Annotated in this window: 16 protein-coding genes; 12 read left to right on the top strand and 4 right to left on the bottom strand. The window is 69.3% G+C overall.

The genetic code is table 11. The features are described from left to right. Positions 1–176: 176 nt before the first annotated feature. Together ATK30_RS14965 and ATK30_RS14960 are read right to left on the bottom strand one after the other, a co-directional pair. Positions 177–938 carry an enoyl-CoA hydratase gene (locus ATK30_RS14965; RefSeq protein WP_101436114.1) on the bottom strand — a complete coding sequence of 254 codons (762 nt, stop codon included), beginning with the start codon at positions 936–938 and terminating at the stop codon, positions 177–179. A gap of 50 nt (positions 939–988) precedes the next feature. Continuing rightward, complete coding sequence (locus ATK30_RS14960; RefSeq protein ID WP_037360062.1) at positions 989–1,432, bottom strand: Lrp/AsnC family transcriptional regulator; 444 nt, start codon at positions 1,430–1,432, stop codon at positions 989–991. Between the two features lie 74 nt (positions 1,433–1,506). Here ATK30_RS14960 and ddaH point away from each other — a divergent pair, with 74 nt between their 5' ends. Beyond that, the gene (gene ddaH, locus ATK30_RS14955) at positions 1,507–2,352 is read left to right on the top strand and encodes a dimethylargininase (protein WP_101436113.1); all 846 of its coding nucleotides are present in this window, start codon (positions 1,507–1,509) and stop codon (positions 2,350–2,352) included. Position 2,353: 1 nt separating this feature from the next. On the opposite strand, the gene ATK30_RS14950 is transcribed toward ddaH, so the two are convergent. Next, entirely contained in the window at positions 2,354–3,379 is a 1,026-nt protein-coding gene (locus ATK30_RS14950; RefSeq protein ID WP_101436112.1) for a hypothetical protein, read from the bottom strand. A 47-nt stretch (positions 3,380–3,426) separates the two neighbouring features. Continuing rightward, positions 3,427–4,287, bottom strand: coding sequence for an alpha/beta fold hydrolase (locus tag ATK30_RS14945; RefSeq protein ID WP_101436111.1), 861 nt, complete (start codon positions 4,285–4,287; stop codon positions 3,427–3,429). A 97-nt stretch (positions 4,288–4,384) separates the two neighbouring features. Between ATK30_RS14945 and ATK30_RS14940 the strand changes: the two genes are divergently transcribed. The 11 genes from ATK30_RS14940 (at position 4,385) to ATK30_RS14890 (ending at position 19,805) form a co-directional block, all read left to right on the top strand. Beyond that, a complete protein-coding gene (locus ATK30_RS14940) occupies positions 4,385–4,861 on the top strand; it encodes a CGNR zinc finger domain-containing protein (RefSeq protein ID WP_101436110.1) in 477 nt (158 codons plus the stop codon). 177 nt (positions 4,862–5,038) lie between these two features. Beyond that, positions 5,039–5,671, top strand: a complete 633-nt coding sequence (locus ATK30_RS14935) for a polysaccharide deacetylase family protein (RefSeq protein WP_101436109.1) — start codon at positions 5,039–5,041, stop codon at positions 5,669–5,671. A 142-nt stretch (positions 5,672–5,813) separates the two neighbouring features. After that, on the top strand, positions 5,814–6,500 hold the full coding sequence (locus ATK30_RS14930; protein WP_101436108.1) for a glycoside hydrolase family 75 protein: 687 nt from the start codon (positions 5,814–5,816) through the stop codon (positions 6,498–6,500). Positions 6,501–6,719: 219 nt separating this feature from the next. After that, complete coding sequence (locus ATK30_RS14925; protein WP_101440837.1) at positions 6,720–8,054, top strand: nucleotide sugar dehydrogenase; 1,335 nt, start codon at positions 6,720–6,722, stop codon at positions 8,052–8,054. Between the two features lie 130 nt (positions 8,055–8,184). Then, a complete protein-coding gene (locus ATK30_RS14920; RefSeq protein ID WP_376772125.1) occupies positions 8,185–9,258 on the top strand; it encodes a glycosyltransferase family 4 protein in 1,074 nt (357 codons plus the stop codon). Positions 9,259–9,365: 107 nt separating this feature from the next. Continuing rightward, the gene (locus tag ATK30_RS14915; RefSeq protein ID WP_158242470.1) at positions 9,366–10,709 is read left to right on the top strand and encodes a YveK family protein; all 1,344 of its coding nucleotides are present in this window, start codon (positions 9,366–9,368) and stop codon (positions 10,707–10,709) included. Next, positions 10,706–12,316 carry a Wzz/FepE/Etk N-terminal domain-containing protein gene (locus ATK30_RS14910; protein ID WP_101436106.1) on the top strand — a complete coding sequence of 537 codons (1,611 nt, stop codon included), beginning with the start codon at positions 10,706–10,708 and terminating at the stop codon, positions 12,314–12,316. Before ATK30_RS14915 ends, ATK30_RS14910 begins: the two co-directional genes overlap by 4 nt. Before the next feature lie 13 nt (positions 12,317–12,329). Continuing rightward, entirely contained in the window at positions 12,330–14,234 is a 1,905-nt protein-coding gene (gene asnB, locus ATK30_RS14905) for an asparagine synthase (glutamine-hydrolyzing) (RefSeq protein ID WP_101436105.1), read from the top strand. Further along, entirely contained in the window at positions 14,231–16,396 is a 2,166-nt protein-coding gene (locus tag ATK30_RS14900) for a bi-domain-containing oxidoreductase (RefSeq protein WP_101436104.1), read from the top strand. The genes asnB and ATK30_RS14900 overlap by 4 nt, the downstream gene beginning before the upstream one ends. Then, a complete protein-coding gene (locus tag ATK30_RS14895) occupies positions 16,396–18,276 on the top strand; it encodes a heparinase II/III family protein (protein WP_101436103.1) in 1,881 nt (626 codons plus the stop codon). Before ATK30_RS14900 ends, ATK30_RS14895 begins: the two co-directional genes overlap by 1 nt. Beyond that, positions 18,276–19,805, top strand: a complete 1,530-nt coding sequence (locus tag ATK30_RS14890; protein ID WP_101436102.1) for a right-handed parallel beta-helix repeat-containing protein — start codon at positions 18,276–18,278, stop codon at positions 19,803–19,805. The genes ATK30_RS14895 and ATK30_RS14890 overlap by 1 nt, the downstream gene beginning before the upstream one ends. Positions 19,806–19,814: the final 9 nt, after the last annotated feature.

Genomic DNA, 19,814 nt, shown 5'->3' with positions numbered 1-19,814 from the left:
GTCCGGCCCAAGTGTGGGGTGTGCAGACCGAATGCCCGCCGGGGTGCCCTCGATCGTAGGGCGGATCCGCGCGCGGTCCGGAGTGACGCGCGTCTCTTGCCGCCCGCGCGGCACTGACCAGCAGTTTGCTCAAGGTTGAGGGTTCCCGGAATGTGGGAATTTGTGCGCGGCCCGGCTCAGCGGCCGCTGATGCGCGCCTTCATCGCCGCCAGCCGCTCGGCGAATGCCGGTGCGGCCAGAGATTCCAGCTGCGGGGTGAGTTCGGCGTCGACCGCCGCGGCGTGTTCGCTCAGCCCGCTCGTCTGCCGCATAGTCCGCTTGGTGGACAGCACGACCTCGCGCGGCGCGGCGACCGTCGGGGCGGCGAGGTCGCGGGCGGCCTGGACCAACGCCTCGTGATCGCCCTCGATCAAGCGCAGCGCGAACCCCGACCGGACCGCGGATTCGGCAGTAAGGGTTTCGCCGAACAACGCCATCGCCGACGCTTGCTGCGGACCCAGGATCCGTTGCGACATCCAGGTCATGCCGCCGCCGGGGTGCAAGCCCAGTTCGAGGAACCGCGGGATGAATTTGGCGTGCGGTCCCACGAGACGGACGTCGGCGGCCAGCGCGAGGTTCAGACCAGCGCCGACGGCGGCCCCGCCGACCGCGGCGATCGTCGGCAGGCTGCAGCCCGCGACAGCGAGGAAGCCCGCATACACCGAACGCAGTCCTTCGGCGTCGGCCTCGCCGAGCGCGGTGAGGTCCGCGCCCGCGCAGAACGCGGGCGGTGCGCCAGTAACGATCACGGCGTGCACGCTCTCGTCGGCTTCGGCGCGCGCGACCGCGGCGGCCAGCTCGGCGGAGAGGTCGAGGGTGAGCGCGTTGCGGCTCTTCGGGGCGTCGACGGTGAGCAGCGCGACGCCCTGGTCGTGCTCGCTGTGAATGCGGTCGGTCATGGCCCGAGCATCTCAGGCCCGGGTAGGCCGCCGCCGGTTAGAACCGTCACCTACGAGGGCGTCGGCGGCCTCTCCAGCAGCCGGGACAACACGACCGTCGACACCGTCCGGTCGATGATCTCCAGTCCGCGCAGCCGCTCCAGGGCGGTCTCCAGGTGATGGATGTCGGAGGCGCGCAGGTGCACGATCGCGTCCGCCGCGCCGGACACCGTGTACGCGGCGACGACCTCGGTCAACGGTTCCAGCCGGGCGCGGATCCGGCCGGGCGTGACGTTGCCCTGGCAGTGCACCTCGACGAACGCCTCGGTGCCCCAGCCGAGCGCCTCCGGGTCGACGACCGCGGTGAAGCCGCGCAGCACGCCCGTTTCCAGCAGCCGGTCCACGCGTCGTTTCACCGCCGGGGCGGACAACCCGACCACCTTGCCAATCTCCGCGTAGCTGGAGCGGGCGTTGGCCACCAGGCAGGAAACGATTCGCTGGTCGATGGTGTTCACACGCAATGTTTAGCACGTAGGTGCGCAGTGAACAGCGATTGATTGCGATATTAGGTCCACCTTAGCCTGGTTGCATGCAGGGAGAGGTTGTGCCGCCGCGGGTGCCGACGCCCCGCCGTTACCTGATGTGCCCGCCCCGTTATTTCGCCGTCGACTACGCGATCAACCCCTGGATGGACCCCTCGAAGCCGGTCAGCGCGGACGTCGCCGTCGCGCAATGGACCGAGCTGCGCGACACCTACCGCCGCCTCGGCCACACCGTCGAGGAAATCGACCCGCAACCCGGCCTTCCGGACATGGTGTTCGCGGCCAACTCGGGCACCGTCGTGGACGGGCGAGTGCTCGGCTCGCGGTTCCGCGCCCCGCAGCGCGCCGCCGAGGCGGAGCACTTCCGCCGCTGGTTCCTCGAACACGGCTACCGCGACCTGACCATGCCGGAGAAGATCAACGAGGCCGAGGGCGATTTCGCCTGGACCGGACAGCTGCTGCTGGCCGGCACCGGCTTCCGCACCGACCCGGCCGCGCACGCCGAGGCGCAGGAGGTGCTCGGCGTTCCAGTCGTGTCGCTGCGGCTGGTCGACCCGCGCTACTACCACCTGGACACCGCGCTGTTCGTGCTGGCCGAGGCGACCGACACGGCGGCCGCGCAGGTCGTCTACTACCCGGACGCGTTCTCGCCGGGCTCGCAGCGCGTGCTGCGCCGGATGTTTCCGGACGCCGTCCTCGCCACCGCGGCCGACGCCGAATGCTTCGGGCTGAACGGGGTGTCCGACGGCCGCAACGTCGTGCTCCCGGTCGAGGCGACCGACCTCGGCGCGCGGCTCGCCGAACGCGGCTACGAGCCGGTGTACGTGGACATTTCGGAGCTGCGGAAGGCCGGTGGCGGGCCGAAGTGCTGCACGCTGGAGATCCGCAAGTAGGTCAGCGCGGGTAGTCCGCGGGCTCGACCGCGCTCTGCTCCGGGAACAGCCCGGAGGGGAGCGCGGCCGGGTCGATCTTGCGCACGGTGAGCTCGAGGTTGGTGTGCGTGTACCCGTTGTCTTTCATTGCGGCGGGTACGCCGAACTTCGAGAACGAGCAGTCGCGGGTGAAGCGGCCGGCCGCGGCGTCCCAGTCGAAGCCGCCGGTGCTGTAGGCGGTGTAGGTGCCGTCGGCGATCCCGCTCGCCGACGCGGTGGCCCCGGCTTTCACGTAGACCGTGAACACTGATCGCCTGCCGTCGGCGAGCGTCACTGCTTGGTCGGTGCCGGAGATGTTCTTGACGAAGATGGCGTTCTTGCCGCCGCCCGCGCCGGTAATGACCGTTTCGTTCGCGAGGCCGCGGTTCGGTTCCGGCTGAGGGTCGGGGAACAGCGGGCCGAGGCGGTAGGGGTGGGCGGGGTCGGCGGTGGCCAGTTTCGCGAGGCTGTCGCGCAGTCCGGCGACCGCTTGGTTGCGGCTCAGCACAGACATAGCGGAAAGGCCGCCGCACAGCTTGTTGTCGAACGTCGGGGCGATGACCTCGGGAAGGGCACTGGCGCCGACCGCGTTGAGATCGGTGAGCAGGTCTCGGTTGGCGGCGCGAACGGCGTCCGGGGGCGTGGCGGCGTCGAGCTGGCGGGCGGCCTGGTCGAGCGCATCGTTGAGAGCGGTGCCCGCGTCTCGGAGCGCGGCGGCCGTGGTCGCCTGTCCGAGCCGCTGGACGGCCGGGGTGATCGAAGCGCCGATGTCGGTGAGGAGCGTCTGGTAGCCCGCCGGGTCGAGCGGAGCCGGGTTGGCGGTGCTGCTCGGCGGGCTGACGCTGACCTGGGAACTGGTCGTGGTCGCGGGGCTGCTGGTCGGGGCGCTGCTGGCCACGGTCTCGTCGTCCGAGCGGTTCGTCAGGGACAGCACCGCGACGGTGCCGAAGACGACGGCGACGATGATCGCGGCGACCAAGCGCGGGCGCGTTTTCAGAAGGTCGAGCACGTGCCGATTTTCCGGCCCGCACGGCGGATCCGGGTCGGTATTTCTGCTTACTTCAGGACCCGGCCGAGGAAACCGCGCAGGTAGCCCGCGACGACGTCGAGGTGGCTTTCCAGCAGGAAGTGGCCGCCGTCGATCAGGTGCACCTCGGCGTCCTTGGCGTCGCGGGCGAAGGCTTCCGCTCCGGCCGGGCCGAAGATCTCGTCGCCCCGGCCCCACACGGCGAGCACCGGGACGTCGTGGGTGCGCAGGAACTCGTGCAGCCGCGGGTAAAGCGGGCGGTTGTTCTGGTAGTCGCGGAACAGCGCGAGCTGGATCTCGTCGTTGCCCGGGCGGGACACCAGGGCGTAGTCGTGCACCCAGGTGTCCGGGCTGACCAGGCTCGGGTCGGGGACGCCGTGCAGGTACTGCCAGCGGATGGCGTCGTAGCTCAGCGCGGTGCGGACGGCCGGTTCGGTGTCCGGGCCGGGGTTCGCGCCGTAGGCCCAGAGGCCGGCCCAGAACGAGTCGACGAAGCCTTCCTCGTACCCGTTGCCGTTCTGCGTGACGATCGCGGAGATCCGGTCGGGGTGCTTGAGCGCGAGCCGCCAGGCGATCGGGGCGCCGTAGTCCTGGACGTAAACCGCGTAGCGGTCCAGGCCCAGCTGGTCGAGCAGGCCGGACGTGAGGTCGGCGAGGGCGTCGAAGGTGTAGTCGAACTCGTCGGCGCTGGGGGCGGCGGAGTGGCCGAAGCCGAGGTGGTCGGGCGCGATGACGCGGTAGCGGCCGGCCAGCAGCGGGATGAGGTTCCGGAACATGAACGAGCTGGTCGGATACCCGTGCAGCAGGACGATCGCGGGCGCGCCGGCGGGACCGGCCTCGCGGTAGAAGAGCTCCTGGCCGTCGACGGTGGCCGTCCGGTGCTGGATCATGACTAACCCCTTTGAGGTGCTAATCTGGTTAGGTGCTCGCCAGGGAACCACGGTCGAGCTAACCTGTCAAATGGTTCAGTATGGTTAGGGAGCTTCCATGGACGTGCTCGACCTGCTCAACAGCAGGCCGCTGGTCAACGGCGAGGAACAGGACGCGCTCGCCGACCCGGCCGCCGGTCGGCGGTGGGCGCGCGAGCGCGGCGGCGACGGGAGCGTCGCGGAGCTGGAGCTGCTGCGGGAGGCGCGGGATCTCCTGCGGGATGTCGTGCGCGGGGACCGCACGCCGGTCGTCTTGCGTCCGCTCCTCGACGGGGTCCGTCAGGTTCCGGAGGTTTCCGCGGACGGGCTTCGCTGGGAGGTCGAAACGCCGCCGCACGCCCGGTTGGCCGTCGAAGCCGTGCTGGATTGGGCGGCGCTCGAAAAGGATCTTCCCGGTCGGTTGCGGGCCTGCGCCAATGCCGAGTGCCAGCTGTTCCTGCTCGATCGCAGCCGGGCGAACCGCGCGCGCTGGTGTTCGATGGCCGCCTGCGGCAACCGGGAGAAGGTTCGGCGGCACTACCAGCGCACTCATTGAATCTTCACCCAAAGGTGTGAAGATGGCGGCTGTCTACAAGTGTGGACGTATTCCGATTTTCCTGCGGGAGTGTTTTCCCTGTGCTGGAAGTGCGCTGTTGACCATGGGATCGGCCCCGGTAACTACTCCGTTTGCCAATCCGATTAATCGGGTACGGTAGTTCGGACGGGAGGCGCGATGATCACCTTTGCGGTGCACGGCATTGGCAAGCCCCAGCGATCCCTCGATCCGGGCGAGGACGAGCGGTGGATCACCGTGGAGCAGTTCGACGCGCTGCTGGACGTCGTCTCGGGGACCGGTGCGCAGCTCACCTTCGACGACGGGAACTCCTCCGACGTCGAGATCGCGTTGCCCCGGCTGGTCGAGCGCGGGCTGTACGCCGAGTTCTTCCCGCTGGCCGGCCGCGTCGGCGAGCGCGGGTACGTCGACCGCGACGGGCTGCGGCAGCTGGTGGACGCGGGCATGCACGTCGGGTCGCACGGCTGGGATCGACTGGACTGGCGTCGGCTCGACGGGTCCTTCGCGGTGCGCCGCGAGCTGGATGAGGCGCCGCGATTGCTCGAGCAGCTGAGCGGGACACCGGTGCGGCGGTTTTCGTTGCCGGAGGGCCGGTTCGACCGGCGGGTGCTGACGCATTTGCGCGAAGCCGGGGCGACGCGGGTCTACGCGAACGTCGGCGGGGTGCGCGGTGCGTCGTTGGTGCGGCCCCGGACGGAGATCCGGTCGGACCTGAACCCGCGGTGGGCGGAAGCGGTGAGCCGCCGTCCGCGCCGGTTCCCCGGCCGCTGGGCGCCTCGTCCCGGACGCTGATTCCTTCGGGGGTTCCGTTCCCGGGCTGCTCGGTCCGGCGGGAAAAAACACCCTCTTTCGGCGGGTTGTGACCGCATCCCTTCGGCGGCATCCTGAGCGCGCGCCGCCGTAAGGAAAGTTTCCTAATAAACAGGGAGCGTCGATGCGGAAACTCGTCCTGCTCGCGATTCTGGCGATAGCCGCCGCAGTCCTGCCCACCGCGATCGCCTCCGCGGCGACCGTTGCCCCGCATGCGGTCCAGGCAGGACCGACCGCGGACCAGATCCTCGCCAAAGTGGCCTCCTGCAAGCAGATCTCCAACGGCAAGTACAAGACCGACGAGGACTCCGGCAGCGCGACCGTCCCGGTCTGCGACGCGGGCAAGGCGGTCTTCTGGAAAGCCGACATGGACATCGACTGCGACGGTCAGCGCACCACGCAGTGCAACGAGAACACCGACTGCTGCTTCTACCCCGACACCGCCTTCCCGCAATCCGACGGCAAACCGCTCAACGCCGCCAAACTCCCGTACATCGTCGTCCCCAGTTCGAGCAGCATCTGGAACTACGCGAACTCCGGCCTCCGCGGCGGCGGTTCCTGCGCGGTGATCTACAACGGCAAGGTCGAGTACGCGGTCATCGGAGACACCGGCCCGAACAAGATCATCGGCGAAGCGTCCTACGCGACGGCGAAGGATCTCGGCATCAACCCGGATCCGAAGAACGGCGGGGTCGACTCCGGCGTGACCTACGTGTGCTTCAAGAACTCGGCGGTGAACCCGATCGAGGACCACGCGGCGGCCACGAGCACCGGGCAAAAACTGGCGTCGGCGTTCGTGGGCGGAAACTGAATTTTCCGAATCTCCGGAAGGCATTCACTGCCCTTTCCGGACAACGGTGGGCAAATTCCCCTGCCGGTACGGCCGGATGGGGCAACCGCCGGTCCGGCGGAAGTGCGAGGCGGGAATCCGTGCGGCGACACGGGTTCCCGCCTTGTTATGCGGAACCGGTAACGAAGCCCGTCCGCGCTCCGACCAATGAGCAGCGAGCGGTCGGGCGGAGGTTCCGTGGTGAAGATCAGCGTCTTCGGGCTGGGGTACGTCGGGTGCGTGTCCGCGGCTTGCCTGGCGGGACAAGGGCACGAGGTCGTCGGAGTAGACGTCAATCCGGCGAAGGTGGATCTCGTGACCGCCGGCAAGGCTCCGGTGGTCGAAGAACGGATCGGGGAGCTGACCGCGGAGGTGGTCGCCTCCGGTGCGCTGCGGGCGACCACCGAGGTGGCCGAGGCGATCCTCGCGACGGACGTTTCCCTGGTGTGCGTCGGCACGCCGTCCGCGCCCAACGGGAGTCTTTCCACCGAGTACCTGCAGCGTGTTGCCGAGGAGATCGGCACCGCGTTAAAAGAACGAAAATCCTTGGGAAACAACGAGGTTCGGCACACGGTCGTCTTCCGCAGCACGATGCTGCCGGGCACCTGTCTCGGGTTGCTCGTGCCGATCTTGGAAAAGCACAGCGGCGGTACCGCGGGGGTCGATTTCGGGGTCGCGGTGAACCCGGAATTCCTCCGCGAGGGCACCAGCGTCCGCGACTTCTTCCAGCCGCCGAAAACGGTGATCGGCGAGTTCGACGCGGCCAGCGGCGACGTCGTGGCGAAGCTCTACGAGGGGCTGCCCGGCGACGTCTTCCGCGTGCCGATTCCGGTCGCGGAGATGACGAAGTACGCGGACAACGCCTTCCACGGCGTGAAGATCGGTTTCGCGAACGAACTCGGAGCGATCTGCCGTGCGCTCGGGCTCGATTCGCACCAGGTGATGGACGTGTTCCTCGCCGACCGCAAGCTCAACATCAGCCCGGCGTACCTGCGGCCCGGGTTCGCCTTCGGCGGTTCCTGTCTGCCGAAGGACCTGCGCGGGCTGGTCTACGCCGCGCGCCAGGCGGACGTCTCGGTGCCGTTGCTCGCGCACGTGCTGCCGTCGAATACCGAACATCTGCACCGCGCGTTCGAACTGGTCGCGCGGACCGGGAAACGCAAGGTCGGGCTGTTCGGGCTGTCGTTCAAACCGGGCACCGACGATCTGCGCGAGAGCCCGCTGGTCGAACTCGCGGAACGCTTGCTCGGCAAGGGATACGACCTCAAGATCCACGACGCCAACGTCAGTCTCTCGCGGCTGATGGGGGCCAACCGCGAGTACATCGAAAGCCGGTTGCCGCACCTCGGGCAACTGCTCGCCGGGTCGGTGCAGGAGGTGCTGGACCACGCCGAGGTGTGCTTGATCGGCACCTCGGACCCGGAGGTGCTGGCCGCCCTGCCGCACGGCAGCGGGCCGGTGCTGGTCGATTTGGTCCGCGTCCCGGACGCCGCCGTGCGCCGGGCGGAAGAGGGGTACGTCGGCCTTGCCTGGTGAAGGCTTTTCCGAAAACGACATCCTGCGGAACCGGGTCGCGCTGATTCTCGTGGAGAATCTGTCGGTGCCGTTCGACCGGCGCGTGTGGCAGGAATGCCAGACCCTGCGCGACGCCGGGATGACGGTGCACGTGATCTGCCCGCGGGGCACGAAACGGGACAGCGAAGCCGAGGTTGTGCTTGACGGCGTGCACATCCACCGGTACCCGCTGCAAGCGGCGACCGGCGGGCCCGCCGGGTACGCGCGCGAGTACGGATCCGCGCTGTGGCATACGTTCCGGCTCGCGCGCAAGATCGGCCGGGTCGACGTCGTGCACGCCTGCAACCCGCCGGACTTGCTCTTCCTCGTCGCCCGGATGCTGCGAAGACGTGGGGCGAAGTTCATTTTCGATCAGCACGACCTCGTGCCGGAACTGTATTTGTCGCGGTTCGACCGCGGACAGGATTTCCTTTACCGCGGCGTTTGTGCGTTGGAACGCGCCACGTACCGCGCGGCCGACGTCGTCATCGCGACGAACGAGAGCTATCGCCAGGTCGCGCGGATCCGCGGCGGCAAGCGGCCCGAGGACCTGTTCGTGGTCCGCAGCGCGCCGGTCGTGGAGCGGTTCCACGAGGTGCCGGTCGAGCCGGAACTCAAGCGGGGCAAGCCGAATCTGCTGTGCTACCTCGGCGTGATGGGTCCGCAGGACGGCGTGGACTACGCCCTGCGCGCGCTCGCTTCCCTGCGCGACGAGGTGGGTCGCGACGATTGGCACGCGGTCTTCGTCGGCGCGGGCGACACGTTCGACGAGATGGTCGCGTTGTCGCGCGAGCTCGGGCTGTCCGGACAGGTGGAATTCACCGGCCGGGTGTCCGACGAGGATCTGCTGCGCTATTTGTCCGCGGCCGACGTGTGTCTTTCGCCGGATCCGCTCAACCCGCTCAACGACGTGTCGACGATGAACAAGGTCATGGAGTACATGGCCATGGGCAAACCGATGGTGTCGTTCGAGTTGCGCGAGGCGCGGGTGTCGGCGGGCGAGGCGGCGCTTTACGCACCGGCCAACGACGTCGCGGAGTTCGCGAAGCTCGTCGCCGTGCTCCTGGACGACCCGGAGCAGCGGGAACGGATGGGGAAGCTCGGCAGGGAACGCGTGCGCGGACCGCTCGCCTGGGGCAATTCCCAGGCGGCGTTGATCAAGGCGTACGAGCGTGCGCTGGGGTGAGCCGGGTCGCGGTTCGAACAAGGTTCGGCCGGATGGTGTAACCAACCGGTGCGGTGCCGCGACGGGGTCAATGACCCGTGCGTGGGCCCGTGAGGGGAGACCTGGTTTTGAGTGACGAAACAGTACGCCTCTCCGTCGTGGGGAAGGTGGTGCGCCGGAGATGGCGAGCGTTGTTGTTGCTCGCGGTCGTCGGCGCGGGTGTCGGGGCAGGGGCTTCCGCCGTGCTTTCGCCGGGCTACGAGGCGCAGGCCAGCGTGTTGCTGCAGGGACCGCGGCAGCCGGACGAACTGCTGACCGAGGCGCAGGTGGCGACGAGTTCGGTGGTGCTCGACCGGGCGTCGGCGGCGCTGGGACTCGGGATTCGCGGGACGGATTTGCAGAAATCGGTCGCCGCGTCCGTCGCACAGGGCAACGTCGTGACGATTACCGCGAAAGGCTCCAGCCCGGAGCGCTCGCAGCAACTGGCCGACCAGGTCGCGAGCGAGTTCGTGAAGTATTCGACGCAATTGCTCGGAAATTCCGCCGACCAGGCCGCGCAACTCGCGCAACAGCAAAAGGAAGCGCTGCGGCAGCAGATCACGCAGACCAATCAGCGGATCCTCGACCTGTCGAAGGCCGTGGAGAACGGTGACACCGTCGAGGGAGTGCAGGCCCGCACGACGCTGCAGGGCTTGCGGACAGCGCTGGAGCAGGCGGTCAACAACCTCAACGCGGCGGACGCGGCGACCGGCGCGGGCAACATGGTCGTGCTCGGCCCGTCCGAACGGCCGTCTTCGCCGTCCGCGCCGACGTTCCCACAGCTGACCGCCGGCGGCGCGGTGTTGTTCTTCGTACTCGGGATTCTCGCCTACCTCTTCGGCGCGAGGACCGACCGGAGACCGCGCGGCGAAGGCGAAATCGGTGCCGCGCTGGGTGCTCCGGTGCTGGCGAGCGTCGATATCCCGGCGGCCTCGGAAGCGTCGGCGAAGTGGTGGCGGAAGGCGGTCGGGAACGACCGGCCGTGGAATCTGCCCGAGCTGCCGGCGTCGGCGGACGACGCGGCGCGCGAGGTGCGGTACCGCCGCGTGCTCGCGCGGCTGGGCGCGGACCGCGACGGAGTGTTGCGGCTGCTGATCCTGGTTCCGAAGGGAGACGCTTCGGCGCGGAAGGTCGCGGAACAGTTCGCGGACACCGCGCGAGGCGACCGCCTCCGGGTCGAGGTGTCGGTGGCCGACATCGAGGTGATACCCGGGGCGCAGCCGATCGTGCCGGACGGAACGGCAGGGGTGCTCGTGGTGGTGTCGCTCGGCTCGCGCAACGCGTGGGAACTGGTTTCGATCGCGGAGGCCTGCTCGGACGCCGGGCACGAAATTCTCGGTGCCGTGCTGGCCCGCGAAGTGCACTTCGCCGGCGGACCCAAGCGAAAGCCGGTCGCGAAGCAGCGCGCCGGAGAGCTGGCGGGTGCGCGGTGAGCGCGGAACAGACCCAGCCGTTGGTCGATCTCCAGCGGCTGGTGGTCGCGCTGCGGCGCAAGCGGCGGTTCTGGCTGACGACCGCGCTGGCCGGGCTGGTCCTCGGCTGTGCGGTGGCGATCCTGCTGCCCGCGCCGCCCACCGCGGTCACGAAGATCATGGTGATCCACCCGGACGATTCGCCGACCGACAGCGGCACGCTGATGCGTACCGACGTCGCCGTGCTTTCGACGGCGAACATGGCCGCGGCCGCGCTGAAACGGATCAACAGCACCGAATCGCCGTCGGATTTCCTGAAGGACTACGCCGGGCTCGGGCTCACCAACAACGTCATGCAGGTGACGGTCAAGGCGAAGACCAAGGACGACGCGGTCGCGAAGGCGAAAGCGCTCGCGGACGCGTTCATCGCCGACCACACGCAGCGCACGCAAGCAGCCGCGACCGGCCGTTCGAAAGCGTTGCTGCTGCAGCGGGATCAAGCGCAGGCGCAGCTGGCGGACATCGACAACCAGGCGGCCACCGAGGTCGCGAAGGGACGCAACTCCAACGCGGGTGCGCTGGAGCAGTTGTACACGCAGCGCGCGAACCTGGTGTCGAAGATCGCTGATCTGCAGAACCAGGCACAGCAGGCCGGCATCGGGTCGCCGGAGGTCATCGCCGGGACGCAGATCGTGGACACGCCGGCGATCCAGCCGGTGTCCAAGCTGAAGACCTACGGCACGGACGGAGGCGTCGGGCTGGCCTTGGGCCTCGCGCTCGGGCTCGCGTTCGCCGCGGTGACCGCGTTGGTCCGCGACCGGCCGGTTCTGCGCCGCGAAATTTCGCAGCACCTCGGGGCTTCGGTGATCGCGCAGGTCGGCGTGAAGCCGATCGGCCCGGCGAAGCTGTGGCGGCGTTCCCAGGCGGTTACCGAGTCCGGCCGGGTCGCGCTCACGCTCGCGCGGGCCGCGCGGGAGGACCGGGCTTCGCTGTCGCTGCTGGAAATCGGCGCGGCTTCGACCGCGGCGGAGCTGGCGGTGGAACTCGGCCGGTCGCTGGCCGAGGACGGGCCGGTGGTGCTCGTGGACGATCTGCCGGGCAAGGAACTGTCGCGACTGCCGGTGGAGGGGAACGTCCAGGTCGTCGAGGCCGGCGACCCCGCGGTGGCGCGGGCGGTGCGCCGGGTCGGGGTCGGCACGGCCGCACCGGGCACGGCGTGGACCGACCTGTCAGCGCTCGGCGCGGAGACCGTGCTGGTGGTGCGGGCCGGGTTCGCGAACACGCAGTGGCTGCACACCGTCGCGCGGCAGCTCGCCGACTGCGGCGTGCCCATCCTCGGCGTGGTGCTGGTCGATCCGGACCCGAAGGACCACACCGACGGCACGCTGTGGGACGGGCTGCACACGGCGTTGCGCGGGCGGGCGGCGGTGGTCGCGAGGAAACAAGAAGATCCGGTGGCCGAGCTGGAACTGGGCGGCGAGACCAAGCCGATCGAATGGCCGGGCAAGCGGGACACCGAACGCAGGCGCCGTCCGCTCGACCGGGCTCGTCCGCCGTTGCCGCACGAGCGGATGGACGTGGATCCGGACGCGCCGACGAGGCGGCTCAAACCCGTCCAGGAAAGCTAGGGGGACCAAGCGCATGTGCGGCATCGCGGGCGCGTACAGCTGGCCAGGCGGCGGCCCGCTCACCGACCGGCTCACCCAGTGCCTCGCGCACCGGGGTCCGGACGGCGACGGCCGCTACGACCACCGGGACGTCCACTTAGGACACCGGCGGCTGTCCATCGTGGACCTGTCGGAAACGGGTGCGCAGCCGATGACGGCCGAAGGCCTCGCCCTGACCTACAACGGCGAGCTGTACAACGCGCCGGAGCTGCGGGCCGAGCTTGAAGCCGCCGGGGTCCGGTTCCGCGGCACCTCCGACACCGAGGTGCTGCTGCGGGCCTGGCGGGAGTGGGGAACGGGCTGCCTGTCGCGGTTGCGCGGGATGTTCGCCTTCGCGGTGTACGACGAACGCACCGGCGAGCTGGTGCTCGTGCGGGACCAGCTGGGCATCAAACCGCTGTTCTTCGTGCGCCGCGGAGGCGGAGTCGTGTTCGCGTCGGAGCTGAAGGCGCTGGCTCGCGAACTCGGCGACACCCTGAACGTCGACCAGGCGGCGATGATCGCGTCGCTGCTGTATTACTGGGTCCCCGACAGCCGGTGCGCGTACCGGGAGGCGGAGAAACTGCCGCCGGGAACCTGGTTGCGCTTCCGCCCGGACGGCAGCACGGACACCGGGACGTACTGGTCGCTCCGCGAGGTCGCCGAGGAAGGCGCGGCGTATCGCGGCGAGGTCGACCTGCACGCGGTCGTCGAGGATTCCACCCGCAAGCACCTGCTGTCCGACGTCCCGGTGGCGACCTTCCTCTCCGGCGGCCTCGACTCCAGCTACCTCACCGCGCTGGCCGCGCGCGAGCAGCCGGGGATTTCGGCTTACACGATCGGCTTCCGTCCCGAGGACGCGAAATTCGAGGCGATGCCGGACGACCTGCGCTACGCCCGGATCGTCGCCCGCCAGTTCGGCGTGGACCTGCACGAGATCGAGATCGCGCCGGACGTGCAGGATCTGCTGCCGCGGATGACGCACCACCTGGACGAACCGATCGGCGATCCGGCGGCGATCAACTCGTTCCTGATCTGCTCGGCCGCGCGCGAGGCCGGGGTCAAGGTGCTGCTTTCCGGGATGGGCGCGGACGAGCTGTTCGCCGGGTACCGCAAGCATCTGGCGAACCTGCTGGCGTTGCGCTACCGGCGGGTGCCCGGCGTGGCCCGCCGGGCGATCGGGGCGGCGGTCGACCGGCTTCCGGTCGCGTCCTCCACGCGCGGCTACCGATCGGTGCGGTTCGCGAAGCGGTTTCTGTCCTTCGCGGACCTTCCGGAGGAAACGGCGTTCCGGCGCAGCTACACCATGTACGACCGGACCGAGCTGCTCGATCTGGTCTCGCCGGATCTCCAGTCCGAAGTGGACGATGTGCTCACCGAGCACGCCGACGTCTACTACGACACGAAGCTGACCGACCAGGTCAACCGGATGTGCCTCGCCGACGCGCGAATGTTCCTGCCCGGCTTGAACCTCGCCTACACCGACCGGTCCACCATGGCCGCTTCCACCGAGGTGCGGACGCCCTTTGTCGACGTCGAAGTGGTCCGGGCGGCGTTCCGGGTGCCCGGCCGGGAGAAGATCTCCGGCCGTCAAGGCAAGGTCGCGTTGAAGAAGGCGGCGACGGCGATCCTGCCGGACGAAATCGTGTACCGGCCGAAGGGCCTGTTCAGCGCGCCGCTGCGGGCGTGGATGAGCCGGGACCTCGCGCCGCTGGTGCGGGAGGTCATCGAGGACGGCGTCCTGGTCGAGTCCGGATTCCTCCAGCGCGACGCCCTTCGCAAACTGGTGGCCGAGGACGCCGCCGGGCGCGAGGACCGCGCGAAACATCTTTGGCACGTGCTGACCCTCGAGTACTGGTACCGCGGGGCCCTCCGCGGAGAGCGGCTAGGAGTCCAGTGAAACAGGTAGTGCAGAACTACAAGAGCGGCGAACTGGCCCTGCTCGACGTCCCGGTTCCGGCGTGCAAACCGGGCGGGGTGCTGGTCCGCAGCCAGTACTCGCTGATCTCGACCGGCACCGAGATGATGAAGGTCTCCGAGGCGGGGATGTCGCTGCTGGGCAAGGCCCGGTCGCGGCCGGACCAGGTCGCGAAGGTGATGCAGAGCGTCGCGACGAACGGGCTGGCCGCGACGTATCGCAAGGTGTCCGGAAAGCTCGATTCCTATACGCCGCTGGGCTATTCGCTGTGCGGCGTGGTCGAGCAGGTCGGCGAGGGCGTCGACGACGTCGTGGTCGGCGACCTCGTGGCCTGCGCCGGGAACGAGCACGCGCTGCACAGCGAGCTGAACTGGGTGCCGAAGAATCTGTACGCGAAGGTTCCGGCCGGGCTTTCGCCGCGGCAGGCGGCGTTCGCGACGGTCGGCGCGATCGCGATGCAGGGCGTCCGGCGCGGCGAACCGCAGCTCGGCGACCTCGCGCTGGTGATCGGGCTCGGCCTGATCGGCCAGCTGGTGGTGCAGTTGCTGGTGGCGACCGGCGCGCGCGTCGTCGGCGTGGATCCGGACGCGCAGCGCTGCGAACTCGCCCGCGAGCTGGGTGCGCTCGCCTGCGGCCATCCGGCGTCCGGCGAGATCGACCAGGCGGTGGCCGAACTGTCCGGCGGGCACGGCGTGGACCAGGTGTATCTCGCCGCGGGCGGGGCGTCGAACGATCCGGTGGAGCTGGCCGCGCGGCTCGCCCGCGACCGCGGCCGGGTGGTGGACATCGGCAAGATCTCGCTGAACCTGCCGTGGAACGCCTACTACGAAAAGGAACTCGACGTCCGGTTCTCCCGGTCCTACGGGCCCGGCCGCTATGACCCGGCCTACGAGCTGGAGGGCCGCGACTACCCGATCGGCTACGTGCGCTGGACGGAACGGCGCAACCTCGAATGCTTCCTCGACCTGGCCGCGCGGGGCAAGCTCGATGTGACTCCGCTGATCAGCCACACCGCGGACTTCTCCGCGGCTGTCGAGACTTACCGGGCGCTCAACGAGGGCGAGCTGAAGGCGGTCGCGGTGTTGTTCCGCTACCCGGACGCGCCGCCCGCCGAGGACGAAAGCGTGGTGACCGCGGTTCCGGCGGCTCCGGTCATCGACAAACGGACGGATCCGTTGCAGTGGTTGCGGATCGGGTTCATCGGCGCGGGCAACTACGCGTCGTCGATGATCCTGCCGCATCTGGCTGGGGACGAGCGCGTGCTGCTCACCGACGTCGTCACGACCTCGGCGCTGTCCGGGGCCAACGCGAAGCGCAAGTTCGGTTTCGTCGCGGCGAGCACCGACGTGGACGCACTGCTGGAGGACGACGAGGTCAGCACGGTCTTCGTGGTGACCCGGCACAGCTCGCACGCCGAGCTGACCCGGCGGGCGCTGCTGGCGGGCAAGGCGGTCTTCGTGGAGAAGCCGCTCGCGTTGTCGGAGAAGGAATTGCGCGGCGTCGTGGACGCGGTGGCGGAATCGGGCAACGACCGGCTGCAGGTCGGGTTCAACCGCCGGTTCGCGCCGCTGCTGGTCGAGGCGAAGAACCAGTTCGGCCCGCGGGTCGGCCCGGCTTCGGTGCGGTACCTGGTCAACGCGGGACGGCTGGACGCGAGCAGCTGGTACAACCAGGCCGACTCCGAGGGCAGCCGGTTCGTCGGCGAGGGCGGGCACTTTATCGACACGGTTAGCTGGTTCCTCGGCAGCGATCCGGTTTCGGTCTATGCCACCGGTACTCCGGGCAACGACGACCTCCAGGTGCTGTTGCGCTACGCCGACGGCTCGACGGCGTCGATCAGCTACATCACCAGCGGCAGCACGGCGTTTCCCAAGGAAACGCTGGAGGTGCTCGCCGACGGCAAGGTGCTGAAATTCGACGATTTCGTCCGCGCCTCGGTGTACGGGCGCAAGCGCTGGACCAGCTCGCGGTTGCCGAAGGCCCGCGACAAGGGCCAGCAGGCCGAACTGGACGCGTTCATCACCGCACTGCGGACCGGTGTCGCGATGCCGATCAGCCTCGACTCGCTCGTGTCCACGACGCTGGCGACGCTGGCCGTGCACCGCAGCCTCGAAACCGGCGCGCCGGTGCGGTTGGAGCGGTGATGGACCCGTCCTGGTACCTGCGCCGGCTGTCCGCGATGGGGCCGGCGGAGATCGCCGGCCGCGTCGGCGACGTCGTGCGCAAGCAGCGGTGGCGCGGCGAACCTCGGCGGCGGCCGGCCTGGTCGGCGACCCGGACGTTCCCGGCGTGGCCCGCTGAGCCGGAGGTGCCCGCGATCGGACGGGACCGGCTGGTCGCGGAGGCGGATCGGCTGATGGACGGCCACGCCGAGTACTTCGGCGTCGCTCGGGACGATCTGGTCGCGCCGGACTGGGCGTTCGACCCGAAGACCGGGCGTCGTGCGCCGGGGGACCGGTACTCGTTCGAGATCCCGTATCGGGACGAGAACACGATCGGCGACATCAAGCAGATCTGGGAACCCTCGCGGCATCAGCATCTGACTGTGCTCGCTGCGGCGTACCGGGTGACCGGCGACGACCGGTACGCGCACCGCGTGGCCGATCACCTGAAGTCGTGGTGGGCGGCCAATCCGCCGATGCGCGGCGTGCATTGGCTGAGCGGAATCGAGCTGGGGATCCGGCTGCTGTCGTGGGTGTGGGTGCGCCGGTTGCTGGACGGCTGGTCCGGTGCGCCGGGCCTGTTCGAGGACAACCCCGAGGCACTGCGGCAGATCTGGCATCACCAGCGGTGGCTCGCGGCGTTCCCGAGCCGGGGCACCTCGGCCAACAACCACGTGCTCGCCGAGGCCGCCGGACAGCTGGCGGCGTCGTGTGCGTTCGACTGGTACCCGGAGTCCGCGAAGTGGCGCACCGACGCGGTCCGCTCGCTGGACTTTCACTTGCGGGCCAACACCTTCACCTCCGGGCTGAACCGCGAACTGGCCACCGAATACCACGGTCTCGTGCTGGAGCTGGGCCTCGCCGCGGCACTGGAGGCGGGTCCGCAGCTGCCCCGCTCGATCTGGCTGGAACTGCGCGCGATGTGCGACGCGCTCGCGGCCATTGTGGATTGTGCCGGACGGCCGCCGCGCCAAGGCGACGCCGACGACGGCTACGGCCTGATCGTGGACGGCCCGCCGACCGACCGCTGGCATTCGCTGCTGGCCACCGGTGACGCGCTGTTCGGCCGGGCGGAATGGTGGCCGAAGCTGCCCGCCGACGACGTGCGCACCGCGTTGTTCGCGGCGCTGCGGTCCCGAGTCCCGCAATTCGACAACGTCCGCCGGCGGCCGGTTTTCGCCGACGCGGGCATGACCATCCTGCGCAGCGAAGACGGCCCGGAGATCTGGTGTCGATGCGACAGCGGTCCGCACGGCTTCCTCGCCATCGCCGCGCACGCGCACGCCGACGCGTTGTCCATTGAGGTCCGCCACGACGGAGTCGACCTTCTCGCCGACCCGGGAACGTACTGCTATCACGGCGAACCCGAGTGGCGCGCGTACTTCCGCTCCACGCTCGGCCACAACACGCTGCAGCTCGGCGGTGTCGACCAATCGACTTCCGGCGGTCCGTTCCTCTGGACCCGGCACGCCAACTCGCGCACGCTCGCCGCGACGCCCACCCAATGGCAGGCCGAACACGACGGTTACGCCCCGGCGCTGCACCGTCGCACCGTCGAGCTGTCCGGCCGGACGCTGACCGTGGTCGACGAGGTGACCGGTGGCGGCCCCGCCAAACTCGCCTTCCACTTCGGGCCGCTGCTGGCGGTCGAGCTGGACGGGAACACCGCGCGGCTCGCCTGGCCGGGCCGCACCGCGACAATGGAGCTTCCGCCGCAGCTCGCCTGGACCGCGCACCGAGGCGAGGAGAACCCGCCGCTGGGCTGGTACTCGCCCGGCTTCGGCCGCCGCGAACCTTCCACCACGCTCGTCGGCTCCGGCCGCGTCACCGGACCGCTGACCACCGTGCTCCACCTGCCCTGATGCCGAGAGGATCCACCGTGCGAAGGACTTTGGTGCTGCTGCTGGGAGCGCTGCTCCCGCTCGCGCTCGCTTCGTGCAGCTCGTCCGGAGCCGCGCCCGCTCCGGCCGCCGGATCGACTTCGCCGCAGGGCCCGGTCGCCGCGGTCTGCGACCACGTGCCGCCAGGTCCGTCGACCGCGCCGGCCGGAGCCGTCCGGGTGGATCCGGCCGTGGTGGACGACCTGTCGGCCAAAACGAAGAACTCGCCGGCGGGCACGACGTTCTGGCTCGCTCCCGGCACGCACCGGCTCAGCGACGACGAGTACGCCCAGGTGCAGCCCAAGGACGGCGACGTCTACCTCGGCGCTCCCGGCGCGGTCTTCGACGGCCGGAAGAAGAACCGGTACGCCTTCGCCGGCCCGGCGAAGAACGTCCGGCTCGCGTCGTTCACCGTGCAGGGCTTCACCGCGCCGCGCGACGAAGGCGTGGTGAACCACGATTCGGCCCCCGGCTGGGTCATCCAGCACCTGACCGTGCAGGACAACGACGGGGCCGGGCTGATGGCCGGGCCGAAGCAGCAGATCCTCGACAGCTGCCTGCGGCGCAACGGCCAGTACGGCATGAACGCCTACTCCGGCACCGCCCCGGTGACCGGGCTGGTGCTGCGCGGCAGCGAGATCACCGGCAACAACACCGGGAACTGGGAGGCCAAGGTCCAGGGGTGCGGCTGCACCGGCGGCATGAAGTTCTGGGCGGTGGACGGCGCGGACGTCGTCGGCAACTGGGTGCACGACAACCGCGGCACCGGACTGTGGGCCGACACGAACAACAACGATTTCCTGATCGAGGGCAACCTGATCGAGAACAACGACAGTGCCGCGATCATCTACGAGACCAGCTACAACGCGATCATCCGCGACAACACGTTCCGCCGCAACAACCTGGTCGACGGCCGTGCACACGCCGACCGGGGCGACCCGTTCCCGTCCGCGACGATCTATCTTTCCGAATCCGGCGGCGAACCGAGGGTGAAAGCCCGCACGAGCAATCTGGAAATCTCCGGAAATATGCTGCAGGACAACTGGAACGGCATCATCCTGTGGGAGAACGCCGACCGGTTCTGCAACAGCCCGGCCAACACCTCCAGCGGCTCGTGCACGAAACTCGTGCCGAACGTCAGCACTTGTTCCGCGCCGGCGATCTCGAAGAAACCGCTGTACAGCGACTGCCGGTGGAAGACCCAGCGCGTCGTGGTGCAGCACAACCAGTTCACGCTCAACTCGAAGGCGCTCGGCTGCGAGGAGGCGTGCGGCCGGACGGGCATGCTGTCGAATTTCGGCAGTTATCCGGACTGGTCGCCGTACCAGGGCGCGGTGATCCAGCAGGCGATCACGTTCCAGCAGGACAATTCCTGGCACGACAACGCCTATGCCGGGCCGTGGACGTTCGTCGCCCGCGAGATGAGCAACATCATCGGCATCGGCGAATGGCAGAGCGCGCCGTATCACCAGGACGCGAATTCCAGTTATCAGCCGAACGGGGGTGGCTGACGTGGCCGA

Source organism: Amycolatopsis echigonensis (assembly GCF_002846615.1).
Lineage (GTDB): Bacteria > Actinomycetota > Actinomycetes > Mycobacteriales > Pseudonocardiaceae > Amycolatopsis > Amycolatopsis echigonensis.
Note: the sequence above shows the minus strand (reverse complement) of the source record. Positions and strands in the feature narration are given on the sequence as shown.

What these genes read in the sequence shown, in the direction of transcription:
- ATK30_RS14890 (WP_101436102.1), top strand. Translation starts at nt 18,276, where the DNA reads ATGCCGAGAGGATCCACCGTGCGAAGGACTTTGGTGCTGCTGCTGGGA.
- ddaH (WP_101436113.1), top strand. Translation starts at nt 1,507, where the DNA reads ATGCAGGGAGAGGTTGTGCCGCCGCGGGTGCCGACGCCCCGCCGTTAC.
- ATK30_RS14940 (WP_101436110.1), top strand. Translation starts at nt 4,385, where the DNA reads ATGGACGTGCTCGACCTGCTCAACAGCAGGCCGCTGGTCAACGGCGAG.
- ATK30_RS14930 (WP_101436108.1), top strand. Translation starts at nt 5,814, where the DNA reads ATGCGGAAACTCGTCCTGCTCGCGATTCTGGCGATAGCCGCCGCAGTC.
- ATK30_RS14965 (WP_101436114.1), bottom strand. Translation starts at nt 938, where the DNA reads ATGACCGACCGCATTCACAGCGAGCACGACCAGGGCGTCGCGCTGCTC.
- ATK30_RS14895 (WP_101436103.1), top strand. Translation starts at nt 16,396, where the DNA reads ATGGACCCGTCCTGGTACCTGCGCCGGCTGTCCGCGATGGGGCCGGCG.
- ATK30_RS14945 (WP_101436111.1), bottom strand. Translation starts at nt 4,287, where the DNA reads ATGATCCAGCACCGGACGGCCACCGTCGACGGCCAGGAGCTCTTCTAC.
- ATK30_RS14935 (WP_101436109.1), top strand. Translation starts at nt 5,039, where the DNA reads ATGATCACCTTTGCGGTGCACGGCATTGGCAAGCCCCAGCGATCCCTC.
- asnB (WP_101436105.1), top strand. Translation starts at nt 12,330, where the DNA reads ATGTGCGGCATCGCGGGCGCGTACAGCTGGCCAGGCGGCGGCCCGCTC.